Here is a 24,885-nt window from a genome sequence, read left to right on the forward strand (position 1 = left end):
GGTGAGGCGCATCACAGCCGATGTGCCTCCAAGCCGCTCCCACGAGGAGGTGCCGTCATGACGGTCATGGAGCAGCGGGGCGCGTACCGGCCGACCCCGCCGCCCGCCTGGCAGCCCCGCACGGACCCCGCGCCGCTGCTGCCCGACGCGGAGCCGTATCGCGTCCTCGGCACCGAGGCCGCCGCGAAGGCCGACCCGGAGCTGCTGCGGACGCTGTACGCGGAGCTGGTGAAGGGCCGCCGCTACAACGCCCAGGCCACCGCCCTCACCAAGCAGGGCCGTCTCGCGGTCTACCCCTCCACCACCGGCCAGGAGGCCTGCGAGGTCGCCGCCGCACTGGTCCTGCAGGAGCAGGACTGGCTCTTCCCGAGCTACCGCGACACGCTCGCCGTGGTCGCCCGGGGCGTGGACCCGGTCGAGGCCCTCACGCTGCTGCGCGGCGACTGGCACACCGGCTACGACCCGTACGAGCACCGGGTCGCCCCCCTGTGCACCCCGCTCGCCACCCAGCTGCCCCACGCCGTGGGCCTCGCGCACGCCGCCCGCCTCAAGGGCGACGACGTGGTCGCGCTGGCCATGGTCGGCGACGGCGGCACCAGCGAGGGCGACTTCCACGAGGCGCTGAACTTCGCAGCCGTCTGGCAGGCGCCGGTCGTCTTCCTCGTGCAGAACAACGGCTTCGCGATCTCCGTCCCGCTCGCCAAGCAGACCGCGGCCCCGTCGCTGGCCCACAAGGCCGTCGGCTACGGCATGCCCGGCCGCCTGGTCGACGGCAACGACGCCGCCGCCGTGCACGAGGTGCTCTCGGACGCCGTACGCCACGCACGCGCGGGCGGCGGCCCCACCCTCGTCGAGGCGATCACCTACCGTGTCGACGCCCACACGAACGCCGACGACGCGACCCGCTACCGCGGCGACGCCGAGGTCGAGACCTGGCGCGAGCACGATCCGATCCGGCTGCTGGAGCGTGAGCTGACCGCGCGCGGCCTGCTCGACGAGGCCGGCATCGAGGCCGCCCGCCAGGACGCCGAGACCATGGCAGCGGCCCTGCGCGAGCAGATGAACCAGGACCCGGACCTCGACCCGATGGACCTGTTCACCCACGTCTACGCCGAGCCCACCCCGCAACTGCGGGAGCAGCAGGAGCAGTTGCGGGCAGAGCTGGAGGCCGAGGCCGAGATCGAGCCGGAAGGGGGCACGCACCGATGACCACCGTCGCCGTCAAGCCGGCCACCATGGCTCAGGCCCTCACGCGCGCGCTGCGCGACGCCATGGCCGCCGACCCGAGCGTCCACGTCATGGGCGAGGACGTCGGCACCCTCGGCGGCGTCTTCCGCGTCACCGACGGACTCGCCGAGGAGTTCGGCGAGGACCGCTGCACGGACACCCCGCTCGCCGAGGCGGGCATCCTCGGCACCGCGGTCGGCATGGCCATGTACGGCCTCAGGCCCGTCGTGGAGATGCAGTTCGACGCGTTCGCCTACCCGGCGTTCGAGCAGCTCATCTCGCACGTGTCCCGCATGCGCAACCGCACCCGCGGCGCCATGCCCCTGCCGATCACCATCCGCGTTCCGTACGGCGGCGGCATCGGCGGCGTCGAGCACCACAGCGATTCCTCCGAGGCGTACTACATGGCGACTCCGGGGCTCCATGTCGTCACACCGGCCACCGTCGCCGACGCCTACGGTCTGCTGCGCGCAGCCATCGCCTCCGACGACCCGGTCGTCTTCCTGGAGCCGAAGCGGCTGTACTGGTCGAAGGACTCCTGGAACCCCGAGGAGCCGTCGCCGGTTGAGCCGATCGGCCGCGCGGTGGTGCGGCGCCCCGGCCGGAGCGCCACGCTCATCACGTACGGGCCGTCCGTACCCGTCTGCGTGGAGGCGGCCGAGGCGGCCCGGGCCGAGGGCTGGGACCTCGAAGTCGTCGATCTGCGTTCCCTGGTGCCGTTCGACGACGAGACGGTGTGCGCCTCGGTGCGGCGGACGGGCCGCGCGGTCGTCGTCCACGAGTCGGGCTCCTTCGGGGGCCCGGGCGGGGAGATCGCGTCCCGGGTCACGGAGCGCTGCTTCCACCACTTGGAGGCGCCGGTGCTGCGCGTGGCCGGGTTCGACGTCCCGTACCCGCCGCCGATGCTGGAGCGCCACCACCTGCCCGGTGTGGACCGGATCCTGGACGCCGTCGGGCGTCTGCAGTGGGAGGCCGAGAGCTGATGGCACAGGTGCTGGAGTTCAAGCTGCCGGACCTCGGTGAGGGGCTCACCGAGGCGGAGATCGTGCGCTGGCTGGTCGAGGTCGGCGACGTGGTCGCCGTCGACCAGCCGGTCGTGGAGGTCGAGACGGCCAAGGCGATGGTCGAGGTCCCCTGCCCCTACGGAGGTGTGGTCACGGCCCGCTTCGGCGAGGAGGGCGCGGAGCTGCCCGTCGGGGCGCCGCTGATCACGGTGGCGGTGGGGGAGCGGCCGCCGTCCGGTGACGGTGACGCCGGGAGCGCCGGTGCCGGGGGCTCCGGGAACGTCCTGGTCGGGTACGGCACGTCCGAGGCACCGGCGCGGCGGCGCAGGGTGCGTCAGGCGCGGCCGGCGACGGGGACAGCAGGACGGGCCGGTGCGTCCGTGGACGGACGGAACGCTGCCCCGGCGGCAGTGGACGGCCGAACCGGTGCCCCCGGGATCGAGGACGGCCCCGTCCCGGTGATCTCGCCCCTGGTTCGCCGTCTGGCTCGGCAGAACGGCCTCGACCTGCGGGAGCTGACCGGCTCGGGACCCGACGGGCTGATCCTGCGGGCGGATGTCGAGTACGCCCTGCGCGCGGCGGCCCAGGGCACCACGACGGCGCCGTCGGCCGAGCCGCACCCGCGCGTGCCGCGGACGCCGAGCGCGGCCACCGCACCGCAGACCGCGGAAGCGGCTGCCTTCGCGCCCCACTCCTCCGCCGTCCGGTCCTCCGTGTCCGCGGCCCCCGGCGAGATCCGCACGCCCCTCAAGGGCGTCCGCGGCGCCGTCGCCGACAAGCTGGCCCGCAGCCGCCGCGAGATCCCGGACGCGACCTGCTGGGTGGACGCCGACGCCACGGAGCTGATGCGGGCGCGCACGGCCATGAACGCGGCCGGCGGGCCGAAGATCTCCCTCCTGGCCCTGCTGGCCCGGATCTGCACGGCCGCTCTCGCGCGCTTCCCCGAGCTCAACTCCACCGTCGACACGGAGGCCAGGGAGGTCGTCCGGTTCGACCACGTCCACCTGGGCTTCGCGGCGCAGACCGACCGGGGGCTCGTCGTCCCGGTGGTGCGGGACGCGCACGCACGGGACGCCGAGTCGCTGACCGCGGAGTTCGCCCGGCTGACCGAGGCGGGCCGGGCCGGGACGCTGACACCCGCGGAACTCACCGGCGGCACCTTCACGCTGAACAACTACGGCGTCTTCGGCGTGGACGGCTCCACCCCGATCATCAACCACCCCGAGGCCGCCATGCTCGGCGTCGGCCGCATCGTCCCCAAGCCGTGGGTGCACGAGGGCGAGCTGGCCGTCCGCCAGGTCGTCCAGCTCTCCCTCACCTTCGACCACCGGGTGTGCGACGGCGGCGTGGCGGGCGGCTTCCTGCGGTACGTGGCGGACTGCGTGGAACAGCCGGCGGTGCTGCTGCGGACGCTCTGATTCCTGTTCGGCCCGCGAGCTGGGACTCGTGATCGTGTCGCTTCCCCCGCGTTCCGTGTGATCGCGGGGGCACGCATACTCGGTGGATGACCGCCAACGATCCCCCCGGCGAGCCCCGGGCCGGTACCGGCCACGCGCAGGGGGCGCATCCCGCCCTCCACGACGCCGTCGTGCTCGCCGGCGGTGCCGCACGGCGCCTCGGCGGCGCGGACAAACCCGGGGTGCGCGTGGGCGGCCGGGCCCTGCTCGACCGCGTCCTCGCCGCGTGCCGCGGCGCCCGCACCACCGTCGTCGTCGCCTCGCCGAGGCCGACCGCACGGCCCGTGACCTGGGCCCGCGAGGACCCGCCCGGCGGCGGGCCCCTCGCCGCCATCGACGCCGGACTCCGGCACACCACGGCGGAGCATGTCGTGGTGCTCTCCGCCGACCTGCCGTTCATCGAGGAGCCGACCGTCGGCCGGCTGCTGAGCACGCTCCGGACGAGCGGCGCCGACGGCGTGCTGCTGACCGACCCCGACGGCCGTGATCAGCCGCTCGTGGCCGCGTACCGGGCGCCGCGGCTGCGCGAGACGCTCGCGCTCCTGGACGGACGGCACGGCGGCCTCGCCGGTCTCCCCCTGCGGCGTCTCGTCGCCGAGCTGGACCTCACCCGCGTCTTGGACCCCGTCGCGTCCTTCGACTGCGACACCTGGGACGACATCGCCACGGCCAGGGCACGGATCAGGGAGCATGGACACGTGTTGGATGAATGGATTTCCGCCGTCAACGACGAACTGGGCATCGACCTCGAGGTCGACACCCGCGGCCTGCTCGACCTCGCCCGTGACGCCGCCCACGGCGTGGCCAGGCCGGCGGCGCCGCTGACCACCTTCCTCGTGGGCTACGCGGCCGCACAGGCCGGCGGCGGCCCCGAGGCGGTCGCCGAGGCCGCCCGCAAGGCGGCGGCGCTCGCGGCTCGCTGGGCACAGGAGAGCACCGCGCAAGCCCCGCGAGCCCAGGGCGACGTCGCCCCCGACGCCACCCCCGACACCCGCCCGGACGCCTGATGACCCCGCACGGCACCCGCGCCGGTGAGGACGCCGAGGACCTCGACGTCGAGGAGGTGCTCGCCCTCGTGAAGAACAGCAACGACAGCACCCTCGGCGATCACGGTCACGGACCCGGTGCACACGGCCACTCCCCGGGCGGCCGGGGAACCGGCGGCTCCTCCGCACAGGCCGACGCCCGGCCCCCCTCCCCCCCGCCCGACAGCCGCCACCACGCCACCCCCTGGCCCGAGGCCCGTTCCCTCGCCGAACGCGCCGCGCGGGACACCGTCCGGGCCGTCCGCCGCGCCCCTGTCTCCGTCCCCCTCGACGCCGCCCTCGGCCTCACCCTGGCCGGTCCGCTCGACGCCCTCACCGACCTTCCCTCCTTCGACACCTCGGCGATGGACGGCTGGGCGGTCGCCGGCCCCGCCCCCTGGGACGTCCGGGACGAGGGCGTCCTCGCGGGGCACGTCCCGCACGAGGCTCTCACCGACGGCGAGGCCGTCCGGATCGCCACCGGCGCCCGCATCCCTGCGGACACCACCGCCGTCCTGCGCAGCGAGCACGGCCGCACCGACGACAGGGGCCGCCTGTACGCGACCAGGGACGTCGTCCACGGCCAGGACATCCGCCCGCGCGGCCAGGAATGCCGCACCGGTGACCAACTCCTCCCCGTCGGGACGCTCGTCACCCCCGCCGTCCTCGGGCTGGCCGCGGCGGCCGGGTACGACACCGTGACCGCCGTCCCCCGCCCCCGCGTGGAAGTCCTGGTCCTCGGTGACGAGTTGCTCGCCGAGGGGCTGCCGCACGACGGCCTGATCCGGGATGCGCTCGGCCCGATGCTGCCGCCCTGGCTGCGTGCGCTCGGCGCCGAGGTCACCGCCGTCCGGCGTATCCACGACGACGCCGACGCCCTGCACGAGGCGATCACCACGTCCGGCGTCGATGTCGTCGTCACCACCGGCGGCACCGCCGCGGGCCCGGTCGACCACGTCCACCCCACCCTGCGCCGGATCGGCGCCGACCTCCTCGTGGACGGCGTCAAGGTCCGCCCGGGCCACCCCATGCTGCTGGCCCGCATCAGTGAGGCGCAGCACCTCGTCGGCCTGCCGGGCAACCCGCTCGCCGCCGTCTCGGGCCTGCTGACGCTCGCCGAGCCGCTGCTGCGGATCCTCGCGGCCCGCCCGGCCCAGGAGCCCTACACGCTGCCGCTCGGGGACGCCGTGCAGGGGCACCCGTACGACACCCGGCTCGTCCCGGTCGTCCTGCGCGGTGACCGGGCTGTTCCGTTGCACTACAACGGCCCCGCCATGCTGCGCGGCATCGCGGCGGCCGACGCGCTGGCCGTCGTCCCACCGGGCGGCGCAGGTCCGGGGCAGGAGGCGGAGCTGCTCGACCTGCCCTGGGCGTCCGCAGGAATCGGGGTGTGTTTCACGTGAAACTTCCGGGCCAGGACGTGATCGCCCGTCAGGCCGACGAGCATCTGGTGACCCATCGGGTGAAGCTCCCGAGGACAGTGGTGGAGCATCCGATCCGCCAGGTCGCCAGGCGGTTGTCGATGGCACTGGTGGTCCTTGTCGTGACCGCGCTGATCGTCTACGCCGACCGTGACGGCTACAACGACAACGCGGGCGGTGGTCTCGATCTCCTCGACGCCTTCTACTACGCGACCGTCACTCTCTCCACCACCGGCTACGGCGACATCACCCCTGCCAGTGATGGCGCCCGGCTGACGAATATCCTCGTCATCACGCCCCTGCGCGTGCTGTTCCTGATCATCCTGGTCGGCACCACGCTCGAAGCCCTCACCGAACGCACTCGGGAGGAGTGGCGACTGACCCGCTGGAGGTCCACGTTGCGCGATCACACCGTCGTCATCGGCTTTGGCACGAAGGGCAGGTCGGCGATCCGGACCGTCTGCGCGACGGGGCTGAAGAAGGAACAGGTCGTCGTGGTCGATCCCAGCTCCAAGGTGATCGACGCCGCGACCGCAGAGGGCTACGCGGGTATCGTCGGGGACGCGACACGCAGCGAGGTGCTCAAGCGGGCCGAGGTCCACAAGGCGCGTCAGATCATCATCGCGACCCAGCGCGACGACACGGCCGTCCTGGTGGCGCTGACGGCCCGGCAGCTCAACCGCGGGGCGAACATCGTCGCCGCGGTGCGCGAGGAGGAGAACGCGCCGCTGCTGAAGCAGTCCGGCGCCGACGCGGTCATCACCAGCGCCAGCGCCGCCGGCCGGCTGCTCGGCCTGTCCGTGCTCAGCCCCTCGGCCGGCATGGTGATGGAGGACCTCATCCAGCAGGGCAGCGGGCTCGACATCGTCGAACGGCCGGTCGTCAAGGCCGAGGTGGGCAAGACCCCGCGCGAGGTCGCCGACCTGGTGGTGAGCGTCATACGCGGTCACCGGGTGCTCGGCTACGACGACCCGGCCGTCGGCACGCTGGAGTTGACCGACCGGCTCATCACCATCGTGCGGAAGACACCGGCCACCCAGGTCGCGCCGGACATCCGCCCGATGCCCCCGATGCCGCGCAACTGACCGGCGGGGCGGACAGCACACCGGCCGCCGCGCACCCACCCGGGTGCGCGGCGGCCGACCAAGGCCCCGGGGGGCTACTTCCGGTTGTACAGCCGCATCGTGACCGGCCCGAAGACCAGCACGAACAGCCCTGCCCAGCCCAGCGACCAGGCGACCTCCTCGGCCGGCCAGTCGCCGCCCATCAGACCGCGCACCGCCGACGCCAGATGCGTGATGGGGCTGTTGTTGACGAAGGCCTGCAGCCAGCCCGGCATCGTCCTCGGGTCGACGAACACGTTGGAAAGGAAGGTGAGCGGGAAGATCACCATCATGCTGACGCCCATCACCGACTTCTCGGTGCGCAGCATCAGCCCGAACATCGTCCAGATCCACGAGAACGCGAACGAGAACAGCACCAGCAGGGCGATCCCGGCCAGCACCCCGGCGACCCCGCCGTCCGGCCGGAAGCCGAGGATGATGCCGACGGTGAGCATCACGACGGACGCGATCGTGTAGCGCAGGGCGTCGCCGAGCAGATAGCCGACCATCGTCGACGGCCGCCAGATCGGCAGGGTGCGGAACCGGTCGAAGACGCCCTTCTCGATGTCGGTGTTGACCGAGACGCCCGTGTACATCGTGATCATGACGACGGACATCACGAGGATGCCCGGCAGCAGGAACTGGATGTACTCCTTCGGCGAGCCGGCCAGCGCCCCGCCGAACAGGTACGTGTACATCAGCACCATCATGATCGGGAACGCCGTGACGTCGAAGAGCTGCTCCGGCACGTGCTTGATCTTGAGGATCGCCCGCCAGCCGAAGGTCATCGAGGCCGACCAGGCGCTGGGCCTGGGCGGCCGTTCCCTGGCGATGAGCAGAGCGGCGAGGGACTCGGCGCTGACCGGGGCGAGGTCCTTGCTCTCGGTGGTCGTCGCGGTGCTCATGCCGCCACCTCGTCCTTCCTGTCGTCGGAGTGGTCGGCGGAGTCGTGCGTGTCGTGGCCGGTGAGGGCGAGGAACACCTCGTCCAGGCTGGGCTGGCCCAGCGAGAAGTTGTCGACGGTGATCCCGGCCCGGGACAGCTCGCTCAGCGCGCGGGAGGCCTGCTCGGCCGCGGAGTCGTCGCTCGCCGCCGTACCGAGCCGGGCGGTCAGGGCCACCGGGTCGGACTCCATCTGCACCTGCGCGGCGAGGGCCCGGCGCAGCAGCCCGGCCGCCGGCTCGCGCTGGTCGGGATCTCGTAGCCGCAGATGGACGGATCCGGCCCCGACGGACGACTTCAGCTCGCCCTTGGTGCCCTCGGCGATGACCCGGCCGCGGTCGATGACGGCGATCCGGGATGCCAGCTGGTCGGCCTCGTCCAGGTACTGGGTGGTCAGCAGCACGGTGGTGCCCTGGGCGACGACGGCCCGCACGATGTCCCACACCTGGTTGCGGCTGCGCGGGTCCAGGCCGGTCGTCGGCTCGTCGAGGAACAGCAGGTCCGGGGTGTTGAGGATGGACGCGGCGATGTCGATGCGCCGCCGCATGCCGCCCGAGTAGTGCTTGACCTGCTTGCCGGCCGCCTCCGTGAGCCCGAAGGCCTCCAGGAGCTGGGCGGCACGGTCCCGGGCGGCCCTCTTGTGGTGGCCGAGCAGCCGGCCCAGCAGGACCAGGTTCTCGGTGCCGGTGAGGTCCTCGTCGACCGACGCGTACTGGCCGGTGAGGCTCACCCGGCTGCGCACCTCGTCCGCCTCGCGGACGATGTCGTGGCCGAAGACATGCGCCTCGCCGCCGTCCGGCCGCAGGAGTGTGGCGAGCATCTTCACGGTGGTGGTCTTGCCGGCGCCGTTCGGGCCGAGGACGCCGTAGACCGTGCCGGCGGGCACGGACAGGTCGACTCCGTCGACGGCCCGGGTTTCGCCGAACCTCTTCACCAGGCCCGCGGTCTCGATGGCAAGGCCGGACGTCTGCGTGCTCATGCTTCGGGTCCTTCCGAGTACGTGGGCTACGCATGGGGAGACCTTTACCGTCGCCCAAACTCATCGGTCGCGCACATGGATTTCCGCCAGGACCGGACCGACGACGTAGCGGAAGCGGTCCCGGGGACGGAGGCGGACTCGGCCCGGGGACCGGGGGGTACGGTCCCCTTCATGCATGCGATCACGATTCCCGAACCTGGTGGGCCCGAGGCGCTGGTCTGGGACGAGGTCCCGGATCCCGTGCCCGGCGAGGGCGAAGTCCTGGTCGAGGTGACGGCCGGCGCGGTCAACCGGGCCGACATCCTGCAGCGACAGGGCTTCTACGACCCGCCGCCCGGCACGTCCCCGTATCCCGGCCTGGAGTGCTCCGGGCGGATCGCCGAACTCGGCCCCGGGGTCGCCGGCTGGAACATCGGCGACGAGGTGTGCGCGCTGCTGTCCGGCGGCGGCTACGCCGAGAAGGCGGTCGTCCCTGCCGGGCAGCTGCTGCCGGTGCCCGAGGGCGTGGACCTGAAGCAGGCCGCGGCGCTGCCCGAGGTGGCCTGCACCGTCTGGTCGAACGTCTTCATGGTCGCCCATCTGCGCCCCGGCGAGACGCTGCTCGTGCACGGCGGCTCCAGCGGCATCGGCACGATGGCCATACAGCTGGCCAAGGCCGCCGGCGCGCGGGTGGCGGTCACGGCCGGTACGAAGGAGAAGCTGGACCGGTGCGCCGAGCTGGGCGCCGACATCCTGGTCAACTATCGCGAGCAGGACTTCGTCGAAGAGGTCAGGAAGGCCACGGACGGCGCCGGTGCCGACGTGATCCTCGACAACATGGGTGCCAAGTACCTGGAGCGCAACGTCAAGGCCCTCGCCGTCAACGGCCGGCTGGCGATCATCGGGATGCAGGGCGGTGTGAAGGGCGAGCTGAACATCGGCGCCCTGCTGGCCAAGCGCGCCGCCATCAGTGCGACATCCCTGCGTGCCCGGCCGCCGCAGGAGAAGGCGGCCATCGTCGCGGCCGTACGCGAACACGTCTGGCCCCTGTTCGCCGGCGGCCGGCTGCGCCCGGTCGTCGACCGCGCGATCCCCATGCCGGACGCCGCCACCGCCCACCGGGTGGTGGAGGAGAGCGGCCACGTCGGCAAGGTGCTGCTGATCGCGCCGCGGGGCGCCTGAGGTCCGGGGCCGGATTCGTGGTGCCGTGTGACCGGCCTCAGACCCGCCGCAACCGCAGTCCCACGAAGGCCAGGCCCAGCCCCAGTCCGATCAGGACCAGGCCGCTGCCCAGCGGCAGGATGCGCGGAACCGGGCCGGTGGGGCGTTCGGCGGTAGCGGCCCGGCGTACGGGCTGGTCCATCGGTGCCGGGGGCTCCGGGACGGCCTCCCGGGGCGCCTCGGGTACCACGGCGGCCTCCCGGGGCGCCTCGGGTACCGCGCTCGCGTCGGCGACGCCCGGCTTCTCCTCGGCTCCCTCCGGCCGTCCCGGCCGCTCCCGCCCCTGCCCGGCCCGGCTCCCGGCCCGCGAGGGCTCGCCCGCGGCGGACGGGGGTGACAGGACGGACGGGACGGACGGGGCCGCCCGGGCTGCGCCGGCCCCGGCTCCCTCCTCTTCGTCGTACGCGAGGACAGCACCGTGGGACGGAGCAACCCCGTACGGTGAGACGACCGCACCCGCCCCCAGGGCGACCACCAGTCCCACCGCCCGCAGTGCGCGTTGCCATGGAGTCACGTGGGTGACCCCCTCCCGCCGTGCCCGGTAGGGCAGAAACGGCAAGTTCGGTCATATCGAGGCAATCAGCCTCACACCACCCCCGTCGTCAGGCACTCCGGGTTCGGCCGAGGGGCGGAATCGCTGCACGATCCGGGGCAGCTCTGCACACCTACGGCCGCCCGGAACGGGACGGCACGGTGGACCGTGACGGCGTCGAGAGGGCCGGACGGGGCGTGCGGGGCCCGGCTGCCGAGACTCACCCGGGAGGGGGGGGGAGCCACCCGCCGCGGAGCAACCCGCGGCCTGAGCAACTCGTCTCCTCCATCACGGTGGATCAGCCTCCCGCGGGGGCACCACAAAGGTGAGGTGCAGGCGTGCGAGAGAATGGCGACATGGAGATGCCGAGGAACGAGAGGTCGCCGGAGAACCAGCAGATCCTGGTCGTGGGCCAGGACGGCATGGCGCTCAGCGGCGGCGGGGACGAGGACTCCCGAGAGACCCCGGTCACGGAGCAGGTGGAGCAGCCCGCGAAGGTCATGCGCATCGGCAGCATGATCAAGCAGCTTCTGGAAGAAGTGCGCGTGGCTCCCCTGGACGAGGCCAGCCGGGTCCGGCTCAAGGAGATCCACGCCAGTTCGGTGAAGGAGCTGGAGGACGGTCTTGCGCCCGAGCTGGTCGAGGAGTTGGAGCGGCTCTCCCTGCCCTTCACGGACGAGGCGACCCCGAGCGACGCGGAGCTGCGCATCGCGCAGGCCCAGCTGGTCGGCTGGCTGGAGGGGCTGTTCCACGGGATCCAGACGACGCTGTTCGCCCAGCAGATGGCGGCCCGCGCCCAGTTGGAGCAGATGCGCCGGGCCCTGCCGCCGGGCGTCGGGGACGGCCTCGACGAGCAGCACCCGGGCGGCCGGTCGGGCGGCCGGTCGGGCGGCCCCTACCTCTAGACCACCACCGGACCTCATACGACGAAAGGGCCCGGCGGCCGAAGCCGAAGCCACCGGGCCCTTCCCCATGTCCGGAACGTCAGCCTGGCGGGTTGCCCGTCGAGACGTCGAGCTCGATCGTCGGCATGTCCTTCGGGTCGACATCGGTGCCCTTGGCCGGGAACTGGTTCATGACCGTGCCCTCGCCGTAGGTGTTCTCGTCCATCGAGTCCGTGCTGATCTGCCAGCCGGCCGCCTGGGCACAGGCCTTGACCGACTGGATGTTCTTGAACTTGAAGCCCGGGACCTTGATCTTGTCGGGGTCGCTGTACGACTCCTGAGGCTCCGTGCACTCCTCGGTCTCGATCGTCCTCGTCGTGTCCGGCCCGCGGTAGCCGGGCCTCTTCTCCGCCGAGGCCGACGCGGTCGCGCTGCTGCCCCCGCCGCCCTTGCCGTCCTCGCTGCCGCCGTTCGTCAGCAGCGCCCCGACCAGTCCGCCGACGGCGACCACGGAGACGACGATCGAGCCGATGATCACCGGCTTGTTGCTCTTGCCGCCGCCCTGGGAGGCGGTCGCGGCCGGGGGCGTGAGGTTGTACGGCGGCGGGGTCGAGGGGCCGGGCTGCGGGGAGTACGCGGCCGGGTACGGCGTCTGGTACCCGCCCTGCTGCGGATAGCCGTAGGCCGCCGACGGGGTCGGGGTGCCGTACGGGTTCGGGGGCGGGGCCGGCTGATACGGCGCCCGGACCTGGCCCGAGGGCGCCGCGGTCGCCTGGTCGACCGGCGGGAACACCGCCGAGCCGACGCCCGCGCCGCTCGGCGGGGGCGTGCCCGGGACGATGCTCGGCGGCGCGGCCCGGAAGGAGGCCGCCACGCGCAGGCACTCGTCGCGCATGGTCGCGGCGCTCGGGAAGCGCTCGTTCGGGTTCTTCTTCAGCGCGCGGGCGATCAGCGCGTCCACGGCCGGGGGCAGCGCGCGGTTGATCGAGGACGCGACCGGCGGCTCCTCCTGCACGTGCGCATAGGCGATGGCCAGCGGCGAGTCCGCGTCGAACGGCAGCCGCCCGGTCACCAGCTGGAACAGCATGATGCCGACCGAGTACAGGTCGGAGCGGGCGTCCACCCCGCGGCCGAGGGCCTGCTCCGGCGACAGGTACTGCGGGGTGCCGACGACCATGCCGGTCTGTGTCATCGACGTCACACCGGACTGCATGGCGCGGGCGATGCCGAAGTCCATGACCTTGACCATGCCGCGCTTGGTCACCATCACGTTGCCCGGCTTGACGTCCCGGTGGACCAGGCCCATCTCGTGGCTGATCTCCAGCGCGGCCAGCACGTCCCCGGTGATCTTCAGTGCCTTGTCCGGGGGCATCGCGCCCTGCTGCCGCACGTCCTCGTCGAGCACCGAGCCGAGCGGGCGGCCCTCGACGTACTCCATGACGATGTAGGGCGTCGTCATGCCGTCGAGGGTGTCCTCGCCGGTGTCGAAGACCGAGACGATGTTGGTGTGCGTGAGCTTCGCCACGAACTGCGCCTCGCGGCGGAACCGCTCGCGGAAGGCCTGCTCCCGTCCGAGTTCCGTGTGCAGTGTCTTGATCGCGACTTGCCGGTCGAGCACGCTGTCGTACGCGAGGTGCACCGCGGCCATGCCGCCCTGGCCGAGCAGGTCACGCAGCTGATAGCGGCCACCGGCGAGCGCCCGCCCTGTGTCCTGGCCTTGTGCGCCGTCCTGACTCAGTCCCTGTCCCCCCGTAGCCCCTGCAGGCGCGGCCGACCGCCGCCTGCTCCCTCGTTGATCCAACCGTCGTTCCCGGCCAAGTCTGCCCCAGGGCACTGACACGTCAAGCTCGGTGCCCGTTCCGTGACCGTACGCGGAAGAAGCGTCGCGCAAGCGTTACCGGGGGCGTACGGCCGGTACGCAGAATTTGCACGACAGTACGGAGTGAAGGTTTCATGGCCGGTCCGTCTCGTGCCGGTCCCGACACCCGTCCCGGACCGGAGGCTTGCGCCGAGGCTGTAGCGTGGCCGACGGAGACCGTAACAACACCGCGCGCACCGCGGGCAGAAACGACGGCGAGGACTGATGGCACAGCAGCAGCGCGCTCAGGGCCCGTCCGACCCCGAGGCGACTGGCGGCGGCATGTCGGACGCGCCGGACAACTGGGGTAACGGCGGGCTGGTCGGGGACGGCCGGTACCGGCTGACCCACAGACTCGGCCGGGGCGGCATGGCCGAGGTGTTCGCAGCCGAGGACGTCCGCCTCGGGCGCACCGTCGCCGTCAAGCTGCTCCGCTCCGACCTCGCCGAGGACCCGGTGTCCAAGGCGCGCTTCACGCGCGAGGCCCAGTCGGTGGCCGGCCTCAACCACCACGCGATCGTCGCCGTGTACGACTCCGGCGAGGACTTCGTCGGCGGCCAGTCCGTGCCCTACATCGTGATGGAGCTGGTCGAGGGCCGCACCATCCGTGACCTGCTGCTGAACGCCGAGGCCCCCGGCCCCGAGCAGGCCCTGATCATCGTCTCGGGCGTCCTGGAGGCGCTCGCCTACTCGCACCAGCACGGCATCGTGCACCGCGACATCAAGCCCGCCAACGTCATCATCACGCACAGCGGCGCCGTGAAGGTGATGGACTTCGGCATCGCCCGCGCCCTGCACGGCGCGCAGTCCACGATGACGCAGACCGGCATGGTCATGGGCACCCCGCAGTACCTGTCCCCCGAGCAGGCGCTCGGCAAGGCCGTCGACCACCGCTCCGACCTGTACGCCACGGGCTGCCTGCTCTACGAGCTCCTCGCGCTGCGCCCGCCCTTCACCGGCGAGACCCCGCTGTCGGTGGTGTACCAGCACGTCCAGGACATCCCGACGCCGCCGTCCGAGGCCTCCGACGCCTGCCCGCCGGAGCTGGACGGCATGGTCATGCGCTCCCTCGCCAAGGAGCCCGACGACCGCTTCCAGACGGCCGAGGAGATGCGCGGACTGGTCCAGTACGCGCTCCAGATGCTCTACGAACAGGGCGGCCACACCGGCACCTGGAACACCGGCCCGGTGGACATGCACGAGGGCCGTCACACCCCCTCGGGCGGCTTCGCCCAGACCGCCGTGATGGGCCACCCGGGGGACGCCTCCGGCACCGCGCAGATCCCCTCGCCGATCCTGCCCGGCGGCTACGGCAACGGGGACGACGGCGGCTTCGAGGGCCACGGCAACAAGGGCAGCGGTCGCGGCAAGCTGTGGATCATCGCCGTGCTCGCGGTGATCGCCGTCGCGGTGGGCGTCGCCCTGGCACTGAAAACCACGGGCAACGGCGACGGCGGTCGCGACGTCAAGGAGTCGCCGACCACCTCGCAGACGGCCGAGAAGAAGACGCCGAGCGAGACGCCGAGCGACGACACGACCGACGGTCCGACCGACACGTCCACGGACAACGGCACCGGCACGGGTTCCGGCGGCGGTGACTGGACGCCGTCGTCCACGCCCTCCTACACGCCGTCGCAGAGCGCTCCCCAGTCGCCCACCGGGCAGCCTTCGGACCCGCAGACCTCCGTGGAGCCGACCGGCGAGCCGACGGACCAGCCGCCCTCGGACCCGGCGTCACCGCCGGCCGACACGGGTGGCACCGACTCGGGCGGTGCGACCGGTGTCGTCGGAGGCTCGGGCGGCGAGGGCGGCGGCTGACCCGAGCCCGGCCCCCGGACCGGACGGCCGCCACAAAACCGATGATCCACGCGCGCGTGGGACCCGGAAACGGGCCCCACGCGCGCGTGCCGTTTCGCCGCGCCCACAAGTTGACTCTTCCCGTGACCTGGGTCACCGGGTTAACGTGCGGTAGCCCCGACCTCCTGCAAGGCTGTGACCAGGGCCCCTTCCACACCTGTCCGATTTTACTTGGATATCCAAGCAAAATCGCAGGTCAGATGGGGTTTCACAGAAATGTGGCGCACTGGGTAACGTGCTTTTTGCAGGGCGCTCGCCGGGGCACCTGTCACGCCTGTTCCCGGTCGAGTGGCACCCACCCCGTGCCCGGTGGTCGAGTTCAGGTGAGCCGCTCCCCCGAGCTCAACAGGAGCAGGGGGACCCTCAGGCCTACCGGCAACCCCGGGAGCCGGACCGACGGAGGAGCACACGTGACCGTGGAGAGCACTGCCGCGCGCACACCGCGACGCAGCGCCGGAAGCAAGGCCGGCACCACCGGCACCAAGCGCACCACCCGCACCACCGCCAAGAAGGACGCCGGCGCGAAGGGCACCGAGCCCCAGCTCGTGCAGCTGCTGACGCCCGAGGGCAAGCGCGTCAAGAACGCAGAGTTCGACAAGTACGTCGCCGGTGTCACCCCGGACGAGCTCCGCGGCCTCTACCGCGACATGGTGCTCACCCGCCGCTTCGACGCCGAGGCGACCTCCCTGCAGCGCCAGGGTGAGCTGGGCCTGTGGGCGTCGCTGCTCGGCCAGGAGGCCGCGCAGATCGGCTCGGGCCGGGCCCTGCGCGACGACGACTACGTCTTCCCCACGTACCGCGAGCACGGCGTCGCCTGGTGCCGCGGGGTGGACCCGACCAACCTGCTCGGCATGTTCCGCGGCGTGAACAACGGCGGCTGGGACCCGAACGGCAACAACTTCCACCTCTACACGATCGTCATCGGTTCCCAGACGCTGCACGCCACCGGTTACGCGATGGGTGTCGCCAAGGACGGCGCGGACAGCGCGGTGATCGCCTACTTCGGTGACGGCGCCTCCAGCCAGGGCGACGTGGCCGAGTCGTTCACCTTCTCCGCGGTCTACAACGCCCCGGTCGTGTTCTTCTGCCAGAACAACCAGTGGGCCATCTCCGAGCCGACCGAGAAGCAGTCCCGCGTCCCGATCTACCAGCGCGCGCAGGGCTTCGGCTTCCCGGGCGTCCGGGTGGACGGCAACGACGTGCTCGGCTGCCTCGCGGTCACCCGGTGGGCCCTGGAGCGGGCCCGCTCCGGCGAGGGCCCGACCCTCGTCGAGGCGTTCACCTACCGCATGGGCGCCCACACCACCTCCGACGACCCGACCCGGTACCGGGGCGACGAGGAGCGCCAGGCCTGGGAGGCCAAGGACCCGATCCTGCGCCTTCGCCGCTATCTGGAGGCCTCGAACCACGCGGACGAGGGATTCTTCGCGGAACTGGAGGCCGAGTCCGAGGCGTTGGGCAAACGAGTGCGCGAGACGGTCCGTGCCATGCCGGACCCGGACCACTTCGCGATCTTCGAGAACGTCTACGCGGACGGACACGCGCTCGTCGACGAGGAGCGCGCCCAGTTCGCCGCGTACCAGGCGTCGTTCGCCGACGAGGGGGGTAACTGAGATGGCCGACAAGATGGCTCTGGCCAAGGCGATCAACGAGTCGCTGCGCCGCGCCCTGGAGTCCGACCCCAAGGTCCTGATCATGGGCGAGGACGTCGGCAAGCTCGGCGGTGTCTTCCGGGTGACGGACGGCCTGCAGAAGGACTTCGGCGAGAGCCGCGTCATCGACACCCCGCTCGCCGAGTCGGGCATCGTCGGCACGGCGATCGGCCTGGCCCTGCGCGGTTACCGCCCGGTGGTGGAGATCCAGTTCGACGGCTTCGTCTTCCCGGCGTACGACCAGATCGTCACGCAGCTGGCGAAGATGCACGCGCGCTCGCTGGGCAAGGTCAAGATGCCGGTCGTCGTGCGCATCCCCTACGGCGGCGGCATCGGCGCCGTGGAGCACCACTCGGAGTCACCCGAGTCGCTGTTCGCGCACGTGTCGGGCCTGAAGGTGGTCAGCCCGTCGAACGCGTCGGACGCTTACTGGATGATGCAGCAGGCCATCCAGAGCGACGACCCGGTGATCTTCTTCGAGCCCAAGCGCCGCTACTGGGACAAGGGCGAGGTCAACACGGAGGCGATCCCGGGCCCGCTGCACAAGGCCCAGGTGGTCCGCGCGGGCACCGACCTCACCCTCGCCGCCTACGGGCCGATGGTGAAGCTCTGCCAGGAGGTCGCCGACGCGGCCGCCGAGGAGGGCAAGGACCTGGAGGTCCTGGACCTGCGCTCGGTCTCCCCGATCGACTTCGACTCGATCCAGGCCTCCGTCGAGAAGACCCGCCGCCTGGTCGTCGTCCACGAGGCGCCGGTGTTCTTCGGCTCCGGCGCGGAGATCGCCGCCCGGATCACGGAGCGCTGCTTCTACCACCTGGAGGCCCCGGTGCTCCGGGTCGGCGGCTACCACGCCCCGTACCCGCCGGCCCGCCTGGAGGAGGAGTACCTGCCGAACCTGGACCGGGTGCTGGATGCCGTCGACCGCTCGCTGGCGTACTGAGGAGAGGGTCGTGACGACGATGACGGAAGCGTCCGTGCGCGAGTTCAAGATGCCCGACGTGGGCGAGGGACTCACCGAGGCCGAGATCCTCAAGTGGTACGTCCAGCCCGGCGACACGGTCACCGACGGCCAGGTGGTGTGCGAGGTCGAGACGGCGAAGGCGGCCGTCGAGCTGCCCATCCCCTACGACGGCGTGGTCCGGGACCTGCACTTCCCCGAGGGCACCACGGTCGACGTGGGCACGGCGATCATCGCGGTGGACGTGAGCGGCGGCTCCGCCCCCGCGCCCGTCGCCGAGCAGCCCGCGCCCGCTCGGACGGCGGCCAAGCCCGCCGAGGAGTCCAAGCCCGAGGAGCCCAAGACCGCGGGCTCGGGCCGCCAGCCGGTCCTGGTCGGTTACGGGGTGGCGACCTCGTCCACCCGCCGACGCCCCCGCAAGGGCCCGGAGGTCCCGGTCCAGCAGGCCTCGCCGGCGTTCCAGACGGAGCTGAACGGCCACGCGCCGGCGGCTCCGGCCGCACCCGCCCCGACCGCGATCTCCCCGGCCCCGGCCGGGGCGGACCGCCCGCTGGCCAAGCCTCCGGTCCGCAAGCTGGCCAAGGACCTGGGCATCGACCTGACGACGGTCACCCCGACCGGCCCGGACGGCATCATCACGCGCGAGGACGTGCACGCGGCGGTGGCCGCCGCCGTGCCGGAGGCCACCGAGCCGGCGGCACAGCCGGCCCCGGTCGCCGCACCGGCGCCGGCCTCGTACGACACCACGCGTGAGACGCGTGTTCCGATCAAGGGTGTCCGCAAGGCGACGGCGGCGGCCATGGTCGGCTCGGCGTTCACGGCGCCGCATGTCACGGAGTTCGTGACGGTCGACGTGACGCGCACCATGAAGCTGGTCGAGGAGCTCAAGGAGGACAGGGAGTTCGCGGGCCTGCGCGTGAACCCCCTCCTGCTGATCGCCAAGGCCCTGCTGGTCGCGATCAGGCGCAACCCGGACATCAACGCGTCCTGGGACGAGGCCGCCCAGGAGATCGTGGTCAAGCACTACGTGAACCTGGGCATCGCGGCCGCGACCCCGCGCGGCCTGATCGTGCCGAACATCAAGGACGCCCACGCCCAGACGCTGCCGCAACTGGCCGAGTCGCTGGGCGAGCTGGTGTCGACGGCCAGGGACGGCAAGACGTCCCCGGCGGCCATGCAGGGCGGCACGGTGACGATCACCAACGTCGGCGTCTTCGGCGTCGACACGGGCACGCCGATCCTCAACCCGGGCGAGTCCGCGATCCTCGCGGTCGGCGCGATCAAGCCGCAGCCGTGGGTCCACAAGGGCAAGGTGAAGCCCCGCCAGGTCACCACCCTGGCCCTGTCCTTCGACCATCGTCTGGTCGACGGCGAGCTGGGCTCGAAGGTCCTGGCCGACGTGGCGGCGATCCTCGAGCAGCCGAAGCGTCTGATCACCTGGGCATGAGCCGACCGCGGCGGCCTCCCCGCCCCACCCGGGCGGGGGGCCGCCGGCGTCTGCCCGCGAGGTTGACCGGCGGTGTTCCGAGGAGCCCGAGAAGCTCCTGGGACCCGCCCAAGGACCCCACAGGTAGCGGTGAGCCGGACATACGATCACTCTCACCGGGAGCTGGACCTGGCCCGGCATGCAGGGGCGGCCCTTGACAGAGAGTCAACTCCCCTCAGGCGTGACGCGATGGTGCTCGAAGCCCGGAGATTCGTGAACTCCGTCTACGGCAGCCGTATCGGCAAGACCGTCGAGGAGACCGGCGAGGCCGACCGCTCCACCGTCCGCGCCCTGACCCGTGCCCGGCGAGCCGGCCGCGCCGACCTGCGCGCACCCGTTGCGGGAGCAGCTGCCTGACCAGCGGAAGGGGGCTCACCGCCGATGGCGGTGAGCCCCCTTCTCGTGCGTCGTCCTACCTGGTGAAGCCGTAGTTGAGCAGCTTCGTCGCGTCCGACTTGCGCGTGGTCGCGTTGGTCGAGGAGAGGACCGTGCCGATGACCGTCTTGCCGTTCTTCGTCGCCGCGAAGACCAGGCAGTACCCGGCCTCCGGGCCCGAGCCGGTCTTCACGCCGATCGCGCCGGTGTAGCTGGTGAGCAGCGGGTTGGTGTTCTCCCACGGGGCCATCGTCCGCGTACCGCCGGACTTGGTGGTCGTCTTCGCCGTGTACTTCTTCGTCTTGACGACCGTGCGGAACGTGGAGTTCTTCATCGCCGCGCTGGCGAGCTTCGTCAGGTCGCGCGGCGTGGAGTAGTTGCTGCCCCTGCCGATGCCGTCGAACGAGTCGAAGTGGGTGTTCTTCAGGCCCAGGTTCTTGGCGGTGGTGTTCATCTTGCCGATGAACGACTTCACGCGCGCCGCCCGCGTCGAACCCGAGCCGAACTTGTCGGCGAGCGCGTAGGCCGCGTCACAGCCGGACGGCAGCATCAGGCCGTACAGCAGCTGGCGGACGGTGACCTTGTCGCCGACGATCAGCTTGGCGTTGGACGCCCAGTTGTTGTCGACGATGTAGTCGCTGTACGCCTTCTGGACCGTGACCTTGCTGTCCAGGTTGAGGTTCGACTGCTTCAGCACCACCAGAGCGGTCATGATCTTGGTGGTCGAGCCGGTCGAGCGGCGGGTGTCGGCCGCCTTGGTGTAGAGCGACTTGCCTGTCGCGTTGTTCATCACGTAGCCGCCCTTGGCGGCGATGGTCGGCGCGGAGGCGGCCTGCGCCGGCGCGACGGTGAGAGCGCCGGTCGCGAACACGGCGCCGGTGGTCACGGCGACGGCCGCAGCTCTGCGGAGACGGGTGCCCTGAATGCCGGTTATCAAGTGAAGTACCCCGATTGCGTCGAATGCCCCAACGATGCGGCCGAGTTGAGGACGAGGGGAAAGGGGCCGCACGTGTCTGACTCGTAACTAGCACACGAAGTTGTGCCGTTGCCGAGGGGGGCCCCTGCTTTGCCACAGATGTGTGACATTCGGGTCCGCATCCTGGACGGATGCATCCATGCGTACCTGTTGTATCTATGCTGTCGGCATGCCCCTGGCCGTGAAGCAACCCCCCGCCGCCGACCGCGTCTACGCCCACGTCAAACAGGGCGTCCTGGAGCGCCGCTACGAGGGCGGGACCCTCCTCACCGAGGGCGAGCTCGCCGAGGCCGTCGGGGTCTCGCGCACTCCGGTACGCGAGGCGCTGCTCCGGCTGGAGGCCGAGGGGCTGATCCGGCTCTACCCCAAGAAGGGCGCCCTCGTCCTGCCCGTCTCCGCGCAGGAGATCGCCGACGTCGTGGAGACCCGGCTGCTCGTCGAGGAGCACGCGGCGCGCAAGGCCGTGCCGGCGCCCCCCGGGCTCATAGAGCGCCTGGAGGAGCTGCTGGCCCGGCAGAAGAAGCAGGCCGCCGCCGGAGACCTCGCGGGCGCCGCCGTCACCGACCGCTGCTTCCACGCCGAGATCGTCCGCAGTGGCGGCAACGAGATCCTCTCCCGCCTCTACGACCAGCTGCGCGACCGTCAGCTGCGCATGGGCGTCGCCGTCATGCACTCCCACCCCGACCGCATCGCCAAGACCCTCGCCGAGCACGAGGAGATCCTCGACGCGCTGCGCGCCGGGGACGCGGAGGCGGCGGTCGGCCTCGTCCACCGGCACATCGGCTGGTTCTCGCACCTGGCCCGGGGTGAGGTCCGATGAGCTCCACCGCGCTCCCGGACGACCCGCCGGGCGGCCGCCGCGCCCTGGCCGTCTGGGGCATCGGCGTCTCGGTCTACTTCGTCGCGGTCATCTTCCGCACCTCCCTGGGCGTGGCCGGCCTCGACGCCGCCGACCGCTTCCACGTGAACGCCTCCGCCCTGTCCACCTTCTCCATCCTCCAGCTGCTGGTCTACGCGGGCATGCAGATACCGGTCGGCCTGCTGGTCGACCGGCTCGGCACCAAGAAGGTGCTGGCGCTCGGCGCGGTGCTGTTCACGGCCGGACAGCTCGGCTTCGCGTTCTCCCCGTCGTACAGCACGGCGCTCGCCTCCCGGGCGCTGCTCGGCTGCGGTGACGCGCTGACGTTCATCAGCGTGCTGCGCCTCGGCAGCCGCTGGTTCCCGGCCCGGCGCGGACCGCTCGTCGCCCAGTTCGCGGGACTGGTCGGCATGGCCGGCAACTTGGTCTCCACGCTCGTCCTGGCCCGGCTGCTGCACGGCATCGGCTGGACGGCGGCGTTCGCGGGCAGCGCGGCCGCCGGGGCCGTGGTGTTCGTCCTGGTGCTGCTGTTCCTGAAGGACCACCCCGAGGGCCACGAGCCGGAGCCGCTCCCGCACCAGGGCGCGGCCTACGTCCGGCGGCAGATCGCCGCCGCCTGGCGGGAGCCGGGGACGCGGCTGGGGCTGTGGGTGCACTTCACCACCCAGTTCCCGGCGATGGTCTTCCTGCTCCTGTGGGGCCTGCCGTTCCTGGTCGAGGCGCAAGGGCTCTCCCGAGCGGTGGCCGGCGAACTCCTCACGCTCGTCGTGCTGTCGAACATGGTCGTCGGCCTCGTCTACGGCCAGATCGTCGCCCGGCACCACGGGGCGCGGCTGCCCCTCGCCCTCGGCACGGTCGGCACGACGGCGGCCCTGTGGGCGGCGGCGCTCGCCTGTCCGGGCGCGCACGCCCCCATGTGGCTGCTAGTCGTGCTGTGCACGGTGCTCGGAGCGTGCGGGCCCGCCTCGATGATCGGCTTCGACTTCGCCCGCCCGGCCAACCCGCCCGAGCGGCAGGGCACGGCGTCCGGCATCACCAACATGGGCGGCTTCGTGGCCTCCATGACCACGCTGTTCGCGATCGGGGTCCTGCTGGACGCGACCGGCGACGACTACCGCATCGCGTTCTCGGTGGTGTTCGTGCTCCAGGCGGCCGGCGTCACCCAGATCCTGCGGCTGCGCGGGCGGGCGGCCCGGCGGGAGCGGGAGCGGCTGGTGGCGAGTCGCGTGGAGACGGTGCACGTGCCGGTGTGAGCCGGCGCGGAGCCGTCGATGCGCGTCACCGGGTCACCGGTACGAGGGTGAGGTACGCGAGGCCGAGGATGCCGCGGTAGGTGAGCCAGGCGGCCCGGTGCCGGTCTGCGCGCTGCCGTGTCTCGGCGGCCAGGGGATGGCCGGGGTGACCGGCGAGCCACACCTCGGTGTCCGCGAGGTACGCCGACTCGAACTCCTCCCACTCGTCGTGGGTCGCCGTCTCCGTCCACTCCGGTCTGAACCCCGCCTCGACCGCCAGGCCGACGAGGGTCGCGAGGTCGTGATGGTCGGCTACGGAGGCGTCCGGCCACATGCGGGACAACTCGGCTTCGGTCGGGGTGCGGTGCCAGAAGCCTTCGCCGAGCAGCACCCGGCCGCGGTCGGTGACCAGGCGGCGCAGCTCGGCGAGGGCCTCGGGGAGCCGGCTGCTCAGTGCCTGGCTCGCACCCACGCAGAGGACGAGGTCGGCGGGGCCGCGGGTGGTGCCGGTGGCGGATTCCTCCAGGAAGCGGACCCGGGGCGCCGATCCGCGTTCCCCGGCGGCCCGTCGTCCACGAGCCAGGTCGTCGGGGTTCACGTCGATGCCGGTGCCGGTCGCCTCCGGTGCGGCGGCGAGGACGCGGAGCATGAGCTCGCCCCAGCCGCAGCCGATATCCAGCACCGAGGTGGGGTTGTGGCGGATGAGGCGTCGCACGAGGGCGTCCGCTCGGGTTTCGGACAGCGGGCCGTGGAAGGTCAGGCGGGTGTGACGCGGTGGGGTCATGCCGGGGACGCTACGGCGCGGGGTGGGGCAGCGGCACGGGGTTTTCGGTGCCGGCGCCGAGGCCGGGTGGGTGCGCGGCTCGGCGCGACGAGGTGCCGCCGCGCCCAGGCTCTGCTCAGCGCAGGGCCGGCTCCGCCCTGCCGGCCCCCTACTGCGTGACCGTGAAGTTCCGCAGGATCGCCGTCGTCAGTTCCGGGTCGCCCTCCGTCTTCAGACGGTCGGAGACCGCGTCGGGGGTCACGCGGCCGCAGGCCAGGCGGACGTAGGTCTCCCAGTCGAGGGTGAGGGTCGCGGCGGGGCCGAGGGCCGGGGCCGTTTCCAGGGTGCCTCGGCCCTGGATGTCGACCCGGATCGTGCGCAGGAACTCGACGGGGCCGTGGACGTCGAAGACGATGGCCGAGCTGCGCGGCGCCTGCGCGTCCTCGGCGACGACACGCGGGAGTTCGCCGAGCAGCACGTCGCGGGCGACCAGTGCGCCGGGGGAGTCGAGGTTGCCGGGGCGGCCGAGGGCCGTGCGCAGGTCCTGCTCGTGCACCCACACGTCGAACGCGTGCCGCCGCATCGACTCCTCGAGCGTGAGGTCGCTGCCGTGCGGCCCGCGCACCTTCATGCCCGGGTCACGCGAGTCGTTCCGCAGCTGCCGGTTGCGGCGGATGATCACGTACTCCAGCTCGGAGGTCATCTCCGGCGCCGTGTGGTGGCGGCGGACGTCGACCTGCATCTCCATGTAGCGCTGGTGGTCGTTGGTGACGTGGAAGAGGTCGCGCGGCAGGGTGTGGATGGGACGCGGGTCGCCGAGCATCTCGCAGTCCAGGCCGATGACATGGGAGACCACGTCCCGCACCGACCACCCCGGGCAGGGCGTGCGCCGGTTCCACTCTGCCTCCACGAGTGGTCCCACCAGCTCGGATATCGCTTCGATGGAGTGGGTCCAGGCGTCGGCGTAGGGCTGGAGGGTGGGATGCAGACTCACGGAACGGGACCCCTCGGCGGTCGGTGCACGGGCAGATGGTGGCGGCGTTGCCAGTGGGAGGTGGCGGCTGTCAGCGGGTGTCTTGAACGCTAAGTTACGCT

At 72.1% G+C, this 24,885-nt stretch carries 22 protein-coding genes; 15 read left to right on the forward strand and 7 right to left on the reverse strand.

What is annotated here, in order from left to right; genetic code table 11:
• Window positions 1–57 precede the first annotated feature (57 nt).
• The 6 genes from pdhA (ACWD1U_RS08395) to ACWD1U_RS08420 all read left to right on the forward strand — a co-directional run bounded on the left by pdhA (ACWD1U_RS08395) (window position 58) and on the right by ACWD1U_RS08420 (window position 7,219).
• On the forward strand, window positions 58–1,209 hold the full coding sequence (gene pdhA, locus ACWD1U_RS08395) for a pyruvate dehydrogenase (acetyl-transferring) E1 component subunit alpha (protein ID WP_451105592.1): 1,152 nt from the start codon (window positions 58–60) through the stop codon (window positions 1,207–1,209).
• On the forward strand, window positions 1,206–2,210 hold the full coding sequence (locus tag ACWD1U_RS08400; protein WP_451105594.1) for an alpha-ketoacid dehydrogenase subunit beta: 1,005 nt from the start codon (window positions 1,206–1,208) through the stop codon (window positions 2,208–2,210). Before pdhA (ACWD1U_RS08395) ends, ACWD1U_RS08400 begins: the two co-directional genes overlap by 4 nt.
• Entirely contained in the window at window positions 2,210–3,649 is a 1,440-nt protein-coding gene (locus ACWD1U_RS08405; RefSeq protein WP_451105596.1) for a dihydrolipoamide acetyltransferase family protein, read from the forward strand. The genes ACWD1U_RS08400 and ACWD1U_RS08405 overlap by 1 nt, the downstream gene beginning before the upstream one ends.
• Window positions 3,650–3,735: 86 nt before the next feature.
• Window positions 3,736–4,695 carry an NTP transferase domain-containing protein gene (locus ACWD1U_RS08410; RefSeq protein WP_451105598.1) on the forward strand — a complete coding sequence of 320 codons (960 nt, stop codon included), beginning with the start codon at window positions 3,736–3,738 and terminating at the stop codon, window positions 4,693–4,695.
• Window positions 4,695–6,116 (forward strand): molybdopterin molybdotransferase MoeA, encoded by a 1,422-nt coding sequence (locus tag ACWD1U_RS08415; protein WP_451105600.1) that lies wholly within the window; start codon window positions 4,695–4,697, stop codon window positions 6,114–6,116. Before ACWD1U_RS08410 ends, ACWD1U_RS08415 begins: the two co-directional genes overlap by 1 nt.
• Entirely contained in the window at window positions 6,113–7,219 is a 1,107-nt protein-coding gene (locus ACWD1U_RS08420; RefSeq protein WP_451105602.1) for a potassium channel family protein, read from the forward strand. Before ACWD1U_RS08415 ends, ACWD1U_RS08420 begins: the two co-directional genes overlap by 4 nt.
• Before the next feature lie 74 nt (window positions 7,220–7,293).
• On the opposite strand, the gene ACWD1U_RS08425 is transcribed toward ACWD1U_RS08420, so the two are convergent.
• Both ACWD1U_RS08425 and ACWD1U_RS08430 read right to left on the reverse strand, forming a co-directional pair.
• On the reverse strand, window positions 7,294–8,142 hold the full coding sequence (locus ACWD1U_RS08425) for an ABC transporter permease (protein ID WP_451105604.1): 849 nt from the start codon (window positions 8,140–8,142) through the stop codon (window positions 7,294–7,296).
• Window positions 8,139–9,158 carry an ATP-binding cassette domain-containing protein gene (locus ACWD1U_RS08430; protein WP_451105605.1) on the reverse strand — a complete coding sequence of 340 codons (1,020 nt, stop codon included), beginning with the start codon at window positions 9,156–9,158 and terminating at the stop codon, window positions 8,139–8,141. The genes ACWD1U_RS08425 and ACWD1U_RS08430 overlap by 4 nt, the downstream gene beginning before the upstream one ends.
• A gap of 171 nt (window positions 9,159–9,329) precedes the next feature.
• Between ACWD1U_RS08430 and ACWD1U_RS08435 the strand changes: the two genes are divergently transcribed.
• A complete protein-coding gene (locus tag ACWD1U_RS08435; protein WP_451105607.1) occupies window positions 9,330–10,319 on the forward strand; it encodes an NAD(P)H-quinone oxidoreductase in 990 nt (329 codons plus the stop codon).
• Between the two features lie 37 nt (window positions 10,320–10,356).
• Here the strand turns inward: ACWD1U_RS08435 and ACWD1U_RS08440 are convergent, their stop codons facing one another.
• A complete protein-coding gene (locus tag ACWD1U_RS08440; protein WP_451105608.1) occupies window positions 10,357–10,872 on the reverse strand; it encodes a hypothetical protein in 516 nt (171 codons plus the stop codon).
• 374 nt (window positions 10,873–11,246) lie between these two features.
• On the opposite strand from ACWD1U_RS08440, the gene ACWD1U_RS08445 reads away from it, so the two are divergent.
• A complete protein-coding gene (locus tag ACWD1U_RS08445; protein ID WP_451105610.1) occupies window positions 11,247–11,795 on the forward strand; it encodes a bacterial proteasome activator family protein in 549 nt (182 codons plus the stop codon).
• A gap of 79 nt (window positions 11,796–11,874) precedes the next feature.
• Here the strand turns inward: ACWD1U_RS08445 and ACWD1U_RS08450 are convergent, their stop codons facing one another.
• Complete coding sequence (locus ACWD1U_RS08450; RefSeq protein ID WP_451105785.1) at window positions 11,875–13,512, reverse strand: protein kinase domain-containing protein; 1,638 nt, start codon at window positions 13,510–13,512, stop codon at window positions 11,875–11,877.
• A gap of 345 nt (window positions 13,513–13,857) precedes the next feature.
• Between ACWD1U_RS08450 and ACWD1U_RS08455 the strand changes: the two genes are divergently transcribed.
• The 5 genes from ACWD1U_RS08455 (at window position 13,858) to ACWD1U_RS08475 (ending at window position 19,942) form a co-directional block, all read left to right on the forward strand.
• Window positions 13,858–15,450 (forward strand): protein kinase domain-containing protein, encoded by a 1,593-nt coding sequence (locus ACWD1U_RS08455; RefSeq protein WP_451105611.1) that lies wholly within the window; start codon window positions 13,858–13,860, stop codon window positions 15,448–15,450.
• A 449-nt stretch (window positions 15,451–15,899) separates the two neighbouring features.
• Complete coding sequence (gene pdhA, locus ACWD1U_RS08460) at window positions 15,900–17,102, forward strand: pyruvate dehydrogenase (acetyl-transferring) E1 component subunit alpha (protein ID WP_451105613.1); 1,203 nt, start codon at window positions 15,900–15,902, stop codon at window positions 17,100–17,102.
• Window position 17,103: 1 nt separating this feature from the next.
• The gene (locus tag ACWD1U_RS08465; RefSeq protein WP_451105615.1) at window positions 17,104–18,081 is read left to right on the forward strand and encodes an alpha-ketoacid dehydrogenase subunit beta; all 978 of its coding nucleotides are present in this window, start codon (window positions 17,104–17,106) and stop codon (window positions 18,079–18,081) included.
• A gap of 10 nt (window positions 18,082–18,091) precedes the next feature.
• Complete coding sequence (locus ACWD1U_RS08470) at window positions 18,092–19,546, forward strand: dihydrolipoamide acetyltransferase family protein (protein WP_451105617.1); 1,455 nt, start codon at window positions 18,092–18,094, stop codon at window positions 19,544–19,546.
• 228 nt (window positions 19,547–19,774) lie between these two features.
• A complete protein-coding gene (locus ACWD1U_RS08475) occupies window positions 19,775–19,942 on the forward strand; it encodes a hypothetical protein (RefSeq protein ID WP_451105618.1) in 168 nt (55 codons plus the stop codon).
• 55 nt (window positions 19,943–19,997) lie between these two features.
• Here ACWD1U_RS08475 and ACWD1U_RS08480 read toward each other — a convergent pair whose 3' ends face one another.
• Entirely contained in the window at window positions 19,998–20,897 is a 900-nt protein-coding gene (locus tag ACWD1U_RS08480; RefSeq protein ID WP_451105619.1) for a D-alanyl-D-alanine carboxypeptidase family protein, read from the reverse strand.
• A gap of 208 nt (window positions 20,898–21,105) precedes the next feature.
• Here ACWD1U_RS08480 and ACWD1U_RS08485 point away from each other — a divergent pair, with 208 nt between their 5' ends.
• Window positions 21,106–21,756: a GntR family transcriptional regulator gene (locus ACWD1U_RS08485; RefSeq protein ID WP_451105621.1), complete on the forward strand. Its 651-nt coding sequence runs from the start codon at window positions 21,106–21,108 to the stop codon at window positions 21,754–21,756.
• On the forward strand, window positions 21,753–23,048 hold the full coding sequence (locus ACWD1U_RS08490; protein ID WP_451105623.1) for an MFS transporter: 1,296 nt from the start codon (window positions 21,753–21,755) through the stop codon (window positions 23,046–23,048). The genes ACWD1U_RS08485 and ACWD1U_RS08490 overlap by 4 nt, the downstream gene beginning before the upstream one ends.
• Window positions 23,049–23,073: 25 nt before the next feature.
• Here ACWD1U_RS08490 and ACWD1U_RS08495 read toward each other — a convergent pair whose 3' ends face one another.
• Both ACWD1U_RS08495 and ACWD1U_RS08500 read right to left on the reverse strand, forming a co-directional pair.
• Entirely contained in the window at window positions 23,074–23,811 is a 738-nt protein-coding gene (locus ACWD1U_RS08495; protein ID WP_451105625.1) for an SAM-dependent methyltransferase, read from the reverse strand.
• Between the two features lie 148 nt (window positions 23,812–23,959).
• Window positions 23,960–24,784, reverse strand: a complete 825-nt coding sequence (locus tag ACWD1U_RS08500) for a maleylpyruvate isomerase family mycothiol-dependent enzyme (RefSeq protein ID WP_451105627.1) — start codon at window positions 24,782–24,784, stop codon at window positions 23,960–23,962.
• Window positions 24,785–24,885: the final 101 nt, after the last annotated feature.

This window comes from Streptomyces sp. NPDC002788 (assembly GCF_053592115.1).